We start from the raw sequence: 7,445 nt of genomic DNA, 5'->3' as shown, positions 1-7,445 counted from the left end.
CATCCTTGAGGGGACGTTGATTCGCCTCCAGGTCGACCACCTGCCCGGAGGAGGGGACCCGCTGCCGGTCTGGCTGTGGTCCTCGAAGACTGGGAGGACGAGCGCGGACGTCGATCTGAGCTGGCAGGCGTTTCTGCGCCGCTTCGATCTTGAACACACCTTCCGCATGATCAAGCAGACGCTTGGCTGGACCCAGCCGAAGCTCCGCACTCCTGAAGCGGCGGACCGCTGGACGTGGCTGGTCATCACCCAATGCCGCGAAGTTAAGGGCCCGGCGGCGCTGTCAAATTGTCGGGCAGGGTGATCTTGTACGTATTCGGCGCGGAGGGCGACGGTGTCGCGGGCGGCCTCCAGGGCGATGATGAAAGCCGCGCGGTCCGGGTCGGTGCCAGGCCGGGTCTCCACGGCGGTGACCATGACGGACCGCAATGTCTGGTAGAGGGTGAGGAGTCCCCACACTTCCTGGGTAAGGCCGAGGGGATTGAGGACAGGTCGATCACGGTAGCGAGGTAGAGCTTGCCCTCGCCGGTGTCGATCTCGGTCATGTCACCTGCCCAGACGAGGTCGGGCTCCTCGGCGGTGAAGTCCCGGCGGACGAAGTCCGGGGCCGCGGGCCGCTTGCCCGGCCTGGTCAGTGACCGGCGTCGGCGGACCTTCCTTCCGTCCGGCCAGCCCGAGCTCGGCCATTACCTTCGCGACGGTGTCCACCGACACCCGCCAGCCCCGGCGCCCCAGCTCGACGAACACCTTCGGCGAGCCGTAGGTGCCACCTGAGCCGTTGAAGATCTCCTCGATGTCCTCCGCCAGGTGCTGCCGCCGCGTCTCCCGCGCGGTGGGCGGTCGGTCGCGCCACTTGTAAAACCACGACTCCGACTGTCGGCGTACACCTGAACGTATCCGTACGGCGACACCGACACCCCCAACGCCCGGCAGGCGGTGCGGAATGGAACCTTCTGCTCGGCCTTGCAGCTGCTGATCACCCTGACCGCGACGGCGGGGTCCGTGTCAGCTACTTCACCCACAAGGCCACGAATCGCTTGCACACATCACGCTCCATCTCCAGCTCTCGGATGCGCTTGTCCTTCTCCCTGGCCTCGGCCCGCAGCCGTTCAAGCTCCGCCCGCCCACTCTCCCGCAGCCGGCCACCCGAGGGTTCGGCCGACGGCCTGTCCGACGACGGCGACCCGTTGCGCCGCGCCCGAGACACCCAGCTGTGCAGTGTCCCCGAATGGATGCCCAGATCCGCAGCCACCTCCGGGATCGGCTTCCCGGTCTCCGTCACGATCCGTACCGGCCCCTCGCGGAACTCTGCATCGTAGAGGCGCTTCTTGGATGCCATGACCCCAACTATTTCTCCGGTCACGGTCTCCACAGTAGGAGGGGAACCTCACCCGACGGCCCGTCACCCGCTGGCTGCCTCGGCCTCAGGAGGCCCGCCCGAGCGTTCCATGCGAGCCATGCCCCTTTGGGTGCAGTTCGTCTCGAGTGAAGCTGCTGATCAAGCAGTGAGGGTGTGGTTCCACCAACTGACGTCGGCATCAAGCCCGTGCACGCGAGTGCCACTACCAGCGGCAAGCGGCGGTCCGGCCGTGAAGATCACGATCTACGGCTGGAGTACTAACACGCTGGTCAGCGTGCGCCGGGTCGCGCAGCACAACACCGGCCGCCACACCCCTGGCGTCGACAGGCAGGTCGCCTTGACCTCCGAGGACCGGGCGAGCCTGGCGATGCGACTGCATCGCCAGGGCGGACCGGTCCGGACGCTTCCGGTGCGGCGGGTGTACATACCGAAGAAAGGCGGAAAGAAACGCCTGATCGGAATTCCGGTCATCGCCGACCGTGCCCAGCAACAGCGGGTGCGCAGCGCACTGGAACCCGAATGGGAAGCCCGGCTGGACCGGAAACAATACGATTCCGGCCGGGTCGCGGATGCCACGACGCGATCGAGATGGTCCACAGGGCCGTCGCGACGAAAGGCGCGAAACGGGACTGGGTACTCGACGCCGACCTGAAATCCGCATTCGACAAGATTGATCACAACTTCCTGCTGGAACGCCTCGGGACATTCCCCGCTGAGCAATCGGTCTCGGCCGGGACGAACACCTCCAGGGTTCCGGACCGACGTCAACCTCTGTCAGGGCAGACAGAAGCACTCACAGCGCGCGCCACAGGATTTACCACGCCCCCGGCGCGCACCGAAGGTGCGTTGGACCGCTGACCAGCACCTCCCGCACGCCGGGGGAACCTCAGTGGGATCGACATGGAATGGTCAGGCTCTTGCGAAGACTGACCCTGACCTGCAGCGATACGCTCAGCGTTTCCGAATCGACCGGTGCTGCTCGTCGCGCCACTTGATCCGGTCCCCATAGGTATGGGGAAGTCCATCGAGTGGCCTCGTCGTTTCGGGCCTTGGCCTGCCTGTCGGGGCGGTGCTCACGCTCACCTTGCCCAAGGCAAGGGGTGTCAGGGGCGGTGACGGCGAACGGCGGCGGTGAAGATCTGCGTGCGGCCGGTGCGTGTGTCGGTCCAGATCGGGTGGAAGGCGTGGCGGGGAGCAGCGGCCAGTCCCTGGTAGTTGCCGAGCCAGTGCGTGCTGCCAGTGTCGATGGCCTGCCGGGGGTCGAAGGCCCGGGTGGTGACGCGCAGGGGCGGCCCGAAGACGGGTGGCGTGGATGCGGCCGACACCGGGTCCGGGTCCGAGATGTGGAGCAGGACGTCCATGCGCAGTGTTGCCAAGGACAGGGCATAGACGGAGATGGCGATGCGGTGGTCATCGCCGATGGCGACTTGGGGTTGTAGGTAGACCGCCTCGTCACTGGCCGCCACGGTCATCGGTTCACTCCACATCGGTGCGGGGCCGGTGGGGCCGGCCAAGGTTGCCAGCAGCAGTCGCGACATCCCAGTCGCGTCGTCGAAGCCCGTGACGGCCGTGCAGACGAGACCACCGCCAGGGGCAGCCGCAAGAGCCGGGCCGCTCTTCGCGGTGACATCTCCCAGACCCGGCGCCATGGCCGGCACCTCGGCCACCGTGAACGGCTCCGTGAACGTCTCGCCGTGGTCGCCGGAGGTAACGGCTTTGAGGAGCACGCCACCACTCGAAGAGGGGGTGACGTAGGCGACGGTGAGCGATCCTTCCGGTCCGGCGGCAGCGACGGGGGCGATGGCCTTGGCGCCTGCGATCGGGTCAAGTGGACGCGGAGCCTGGAAGGTTCGGCCGCCGTCGTGGGAGCAGACGACGGCCACACCGTCGGCGGCGGTGCCGTACATCCCCGCGGCGAGGTACAGATGCGTGGTCGGCGGGCGGCTTCCCGCGCCGATCGTGAGGCTGGGATGGTCCACCAACCCAGCGCCGCCGGCAATCGCCGTGGTCGGCGGCCGGAAACCTCGCCCGCCGTCGTCGCTGCGCCACATCAGGACATCACCGTGGCGCGGCGGCCCCTGGGCGGCCACGACGCAGCACACGAACGCGCGGCCATGGCCGTCGAAGACCACGGTCGGATTGCCGTCGAAGTCCGGTACCAAGCCGGGCAGCAGGCCCCGCGCCCGCCAGGTGTCACCGCCGTCGAACGACGTGTAGGCGGCTACACCGACGTCGGATCCGACGAACACCCGGCATACGGCCAGGAGGTTGCGAGGGTCGAGTGGATTGACTGCGATGGCCGGCTCGATGTGCGCGGCGAAAGCATCATCGGTGACCCTTACGTTGCCCGGCACTCTGTCTTCTCCCCGCTTCGCCGACGTCGCCGTCAGGGACAGGTTGCCGGCCGCCATCCATGACAACACCGCCACCGGGACGCCGGCGAAGGCCCTCCGCGACACCCTTCGATCGAATGCCCCCATGGCAAAGGTCCCTTCTGGCCCGCCGATCGCCACCATCGCATGGGGCATCCGGCTTACGTCGAGGTCATGGCTGATGGTCCGCGCTTCGCCGCGCCCTGTCATCGACCCGTGGTAGGCCGCCCGTGGTCTGAATGACCCCGCCACGAGTCATCCGCGGGAACGAGTGACATGCGACAGGCCCTGGTGTCAGCGCACTGACTGCCGCGCCGATCCGGCACGGGCACTCGCCGCCGCTCGGCGGGTGCACCTGGGGAATCACGGCGAGCAGCTTTGAGGCGGAACCGATTACCGGGTGGCCGAATTCAGGGAGCGCCACCAGCGACGAGTACCCCTTCGCCCCTACCAAGGAAGGCGGCACGCAGCCTCCCGCCAACCAGCGGGATATCACCTGGGTGAAGGTCAGCGAGAACAAGTCCCAGGGCGGAGGTATCACAGCGTGGCGCGGCCAGATGCACGTCATGGACGGCGACCCGTTCTACGTGATCGTCTACAGCCTGGCTACACTCCCGCCAAGCCAACCAGGGTGCCCCGTCCCGCTTCGCCGCGGGGAGGGGTGCCCTGCCCGTTCCAGGAGGCCTCTCATGCTGGTCTGGGCGTCCTCGTTCACCGTCGAACTCGGCGAGAACGGCTACCTCATCGGCTTCACCGACGACTGCACCTATCCCGCCGAGATGCCCTTCGGCTGGCGCTGTGGCCCGGCCACCGATGCCAACGCCGTCGTCCTGACCACCACCGACACCGGCCCCCTGCAGCTGACCATCGAGCTCCACGACGCTCCGCCGGCTCCGGAGACCGACGACGGGTGGGAGCCGGCCGAGGAAATCAGCCTGCGCCCCGACCTGCCCGCTCTCCACCTCGCGACGGGGGAGTCGGGCGGCGTCGTGGATGCGTGGCCCGACGAGGAGGTACCCCTGGAGCTCCCGCCCGCCCCGGACGGCGGCCACTGCATGCGCATGCGCCTGTACTGCCACGCCGACGACACGGAACCCGGCATCGGCGACCACGGCGAGCGCCACCTCATCCAGCTGTGGCCGGCCCCTGAAACCGACCCTGTCCACCCGGAGATCACGGAAGCCGACCGGCGGCAGCGCGCCGAGTACGCCGCATCGATGGCCGTGCCGGTGGACCAGTACACCACCACCTACCCGACAGAATCCGGTGACGCTTGGTGACAACACGCCAGCTTCAGGGTGGAGCGAAAACCTCCGCGAACCCGTACGCCGGTGGACCTCCTGGCGCGCCGCCTCCGCGGGCCTGGCGGTATCGCGACCACGCCATACTCGATCTTGAGCTGGACAGCCAACTCCGGTTGTCTGGTTATGCGTTGGTGGTCCAAGGAAAGACGCGCCCCGCTTCCTGCGGGGAAATGCAGGTGCAAGGCCTGCCCGGCGCTCCGTACGCGAGCCTCATCCCGCTCTGTCGGGATGAGGCTCGTGGCATGTCCCGGCCCAACCGCCCGCGGACATTGACCCTTCCGTCGTGCTCTGGTGCGCCGTATCTCGCGCGGTAGGGGCGGGCGACACCTGACGGATAAACGAACACGCGCCGCCTCCGGTAGAGATGGTTCTGTGGTCGACAGCCCACCTGCCAAGTGCTTCACCGTCTCGTGCGACAAGACGGCTTCAACTTCCAGCGGGCAAGGAGAGTTTGGCCATGTGCGCTTTGACGCACGTCACCCCTGCCAGACGTCGGCCACTGCAGGGGCCAATGCACTGGCCTGGGCGTGGCCGGCGCGGGCGGCAGCCGGCCGGTGTGTGTCGTCCGCCATGTTGCGGCCCATCATGCGGCGCGCGGCGCGGTCCGGGGACAGCAGCATGACGCGTGCCCCGTCGTCGGACAGTTCCGCAGCCTGCTGCACGGCGCTCGGATGCGGCCCCATCGCCCGGGGGACCGGCGCGACCGCCAATACCCGGTGGTACCCGCGTGCGAGCTGGAGGTTGGCGGTCGAACGGCTGCCGCCGTCCATCCAGCGCCGGCCCGCCACGGTGACCGGCGGCCATACGATGGGTACGGCGCAGCTCGCCGCGACCGCTTCGAGGAGTGTCGCTCCAGAGCGCGAGTCGAACACCTCGGTCTGTCCGCTCTGCGCGTCGACCGCGGCGATCCGCAGCTCCCGCTCGGGCCAGTCGCGTACGTCGTCCAGGAGCATGCCGACCGTGTCGAAGACGTCCGACTCCGGGCCGGTCCGGGCGTGCAACGCCGCCCGGGCGAGGCGTTCGATGGATCGCTGGGGATCGCGGGAACCGAGCGCCGCCCAGAGGAAGCGCGCTGTCTGACGCGCTGTCACCGGCAGGCGGACCGCGTCTGCTCCGGAGAGCTGACGCTCATAGAGATCCGAGGCCGGGACGCCGGACCGGAGCCGGGTTCCGAAGACGGCACCGGCGGAAGTGCCGATCACGACGTCGGCGCTGCCGAGATCGATCCCGGCCTCAGTGAGCCCAGCGAGCACCCCCGTCAACCAGGCTCCGCCCACCGGTCCGCCGCCGCCGAGCACGAGTGCGGTGCCGGGCATGCTTCCCCCTCCCCGTGAACGACCGCGGACCTTCCGCCCGCGGGAAGCGAAACGGGGAACTATCCCCGTTTGCCCGGCCGACGATAGCATCAGTACCGGGGAGGACTCCCCAGTACGGGGCGAGAACCGGGAGACACAATGGGCGACCGTTCGCCGGTAGGACGCCGCGATGCGCTGCGCAACCGCAAGTTGCTGACCTACGCGGCCCGAGAGGTCTTCGCCGAACAGGGCCTGAACGCCCCGCTCGATGAAATTGCCCAGCGGGCGGGCATGGGCAACGCCACCCTCTACCGTCACTTCCCGACCCGTGCCGCGCTCGTCGACGAGGTCTTCCGGGATGCACTCACCGAGACCGCCGCGGCCGGCGAACGGGCACGAACAACCGAGGACGCATGGACGGGACTGACGCAGTACCTACGAACAGTGTTCGCGGGCCTGGCCGCAGACCGCGGCACCAACGACCTCATGACCACGAACCTGGAAGGCGTCACCTCCCTCACAGCGATCCACGCCCACAACCGCGCAACCATCGACGAGCTACTCCGTCGCGGTCAGGAACAGGGCACCATCCGCCCGGATCTCACCACCGAGGACCTGCTCTTCACCCTGGCAGCACTGGGCAGGGCTGTTCCCGCCCTCACCACGGTCACCCCGGATGCCTGGTTCCGCCCGCTCGCCCTGCTCCTCGACGGCCTTCGCGTCAGCCCGGCCACGCCCCCTCTGCCCGCGCCGGCCCTCACTTCCGACCAGCTTGGCAAGGTACTGCTCAATCTGGGCCCGCACAAGCGGCGTTGAGAGGCTCCTGACTCACACGGCTGCCCTGGTAGACCACCCCTTCACCAGGAACTTCCCCGCCTCAGCCTCACGATCAGGTTGGAAAAGGCCTACTGGCTTCCGACTGGGATCGCTTGTGGAGTTGACCCGTTTGACTTCCTCCCCCGCCTAAAGGCGGGGGATTCCAGCGGTCGCCCGCTGGGGTTCCTGCTTCACCGACGACTGCCCCGTCCGGGAGGACTCCCGTTGAGGTCTTACACCATCTCCACAGGCAGACGCCGCCAGCCCGGCGGCCAGGATGTTGCGTGCCGCGTTCACG

8 protein-coding genes and 4 pseudogenes are annotated in these 7,445 nt (G+C 68.3%); 6 read left to right on the top strand and 6 right to left on the bottom strand.

What is annotated here, in order from left to right; all coding sequences use genetic code 11:
* Window positions 1-268: pseudogene (locus tag ABZ453_RS49670) on the top strand (transposase); the annotation flags it as partial.
* A 62-nt stretch (window positions 269-330) separates the two neighbouring features.
* Here ABZ453_RS49670 and ABZ453_RS49665 read toward each other — a convergent pair.
* The 3 genes and pseudogenes from ABZ453_RS49665 to ABZ453_RS49655 all read right to left on the bottom strand — a co-directional run.
* Window positions 331-474: pseudogene (locus tag ABZ453_RS49665) on the bottom strand (transposase); the annotation flags it as partial.
* 72 nt (window positions 475-546) lie between these two features.
* Window positions 547-807, bottom strand: coding sequence for a transposase (locus ABZ453_RS49660; RefSeq protein WP_359026482.1), 261 nt, complete (start codon window positions 805-807; stop codon window positions 547-549).
* Window positions 808-1,009: 202 nt separating this feature from the next.
* On the bottom strand, window positions 1,010-1,339 hold the full coding sequence (locus ABZ453_RS49655) for a transposase (RefSeq protein WP_359026480.1): 330 nt from the start codon (window positions 1,337-1,339) through the stop codon (window positions 1,010-1,012).
* A gap of 250 nt (window positions 1,340-1,589) precedes the next feature.
* Here ABZ453_RS49655 and ABZ453_RS49650 point away from each other — a divergent pair, with 250 nt between their 5' ends.
* Complete coding sequence (locus ABZ453_RS49650; RefSeq protein WP_359026478.1) at window positions 1,590-2,012, top strand: reverse transcriptase N-terminal domain-containing protein; 423 nt, start codon at window positions 1,590-1,592, stop codon at window positions 2,010-2,012.
* The gene (locus ABZ453_RS49645) at window positions 1,949-2,218 is read left to right on the top strand and encodes a hypothetical protein (RefSeq protein ID WP_359026476.1); all 270 of its coding nucleotides are present in this window, start codon (window positions 1,949-1,951) and stop codon (window positions 2,216-2,218) included. Before ABZ453_RS49650 ends, ABZ453_RS49645 begins: the two co-directional genes overlap by 64 nt.
* 245 nt (window positions 2,219-2,463) lie before the next feature.
* Here the strand turns inward: ABZ453_RS49645 and ABZ453_RS49640 are convergent, their stop codons facing one another.
* Entirely contained in the window at window positions 2,464-3,942 is a 1,479-nt protein-coding gene (locus tag ABZ453_RS49640) for a sialidase family protein (protein WP_359026474.1), read from the bottom strand.
* Window positions 3,943-4,034: 92 nt separating this feature from the next.
* On the opposite strand from ABZ453_RS49640, the pseudogene ABZ453_RS49635 reads away from it, so the two are divergent.
* Window positions 4,035-4,313, top strand: a pseudogene (locus ABZ453_RS49635) (NucA/NucB deoxyribonuclease domain-containing protein); the annotation flags it as partial.
* Window positions 4,314-4,421: 108 nt separating this feature from the next.
* Window positions 4,422-5,012, top strand: coding sequence for a hypothetical protein (locus ABZ453_RS49630; RefSeq protein ID WP_359026472.1), 591 nt, complete (start codon window positions 4,422-4,424; stop codon window positions 5,010-5,012).
* A 500-nt stretch (window positions 5,013-5,512) separates the two neighbouring features.
* Here the strand turns inward: ABZ453_RS49630 and ABZ453_RS49625 are convergent, their stop codons facing one another.
* Window positions 5,513-6,352, bottom strand: coding sequence for a patatin-like phospholipase family protein (locus ABZ453_RS49625; protein WP_359026470.1), 840 nt, complete (start codon window positions 6,350-6,352; stop codon window positions 5,513-5,515).
* 138 nt (window positions 6,353-6,490) lie between these two features.
* Between ABZ453_RS49625 and ABZ453_RS49620 the strand changes: the two genes are divergently transcribed.
* The gene (locus ABZ453_RS49620) at window positions 6,491-7,147 is read left to right on the top strand and encodes a TetR family transcriptional regulator (RefSeq protein WP_359026468.1); all 657 of its coding nucleotides are present in this window, start codon (window positions 6,491-6,493) and stop codon (window positions 7,145-7,147) included.
* A gap of 147 nt (window positions 7,148-7,294) precedes the next feature.
* Here the strand turns inward: ABZ453_RS49620 and ABZ453_RS49615 are convergent.
* Window positions 7,295-7,445: pseudogene (locus ABZ453_RS49615) on the bottom strand (RNA-guided endonuclease TnpB family protein); the annotation flags it as partial.

Origin of the sequence: Streptomyces sp. NPDC005799 (assembly GCF_040630525.1) — a bacterium.
GTDB lineage: Bacteria > Actinomycetota > Actinomycetes > Streptomycetales > Streptomycetaceae > Streptomyces > Streptomyces griseorubiginosus_B.
The sequence above is the reverse complement of the archived record's forward strand: the minus strand, read 5'-3'. Positions and strand labels throughout refer to the sequence as shown.

Bases quoted from the DNA above. Each gene is read 5' to 3' on its own strand.
- ABZ453_RS49655 (WP_359026480.1), bottom strand. From the start codon at position 1,339: ATGGCATCCAAGAAGCGCCTCTACGATGCAGAGTTCCGCGAGGGGCCG.
- ABZ453_RS49645 (WP_359026476.1), top strand. From the start codon at position 1,949: ATGGTCCACAGGGCCGTCGCGACGAAAGGCGCGAAACGGGACTGGGTA.
- ABZ453_RS49640 (WP_359026474.1), bottom strand. From the start codon at position 3,942: ATGACAGGGCGCGGCGAAGCGCGGACCATCAGCCATGACCTCGACGTA.
- ABZ453_RS49630 (WP_359026472.1), top strand. From the start codon at position 4,422: ATGCTGGTCTGGGCGTCCTCGTTCACCGTCGAACTCGGCGAGAACGGC.
- ABZ453_RS49625 (WP_359026470.1), bottom strand. From the start codon at position 6,352: ATGCCCGGCACCGCACTCGTGCTCGGCGGCGGCGGACCGGTGGGCGGA.
- ABZ453_RS49620 (WP_359026468.1), top strand. From the start codon at position 6,491: ATGGGCGACCGTTCGCCGGTAGGACGCCGCGATGCGCTGCGCAACCGC.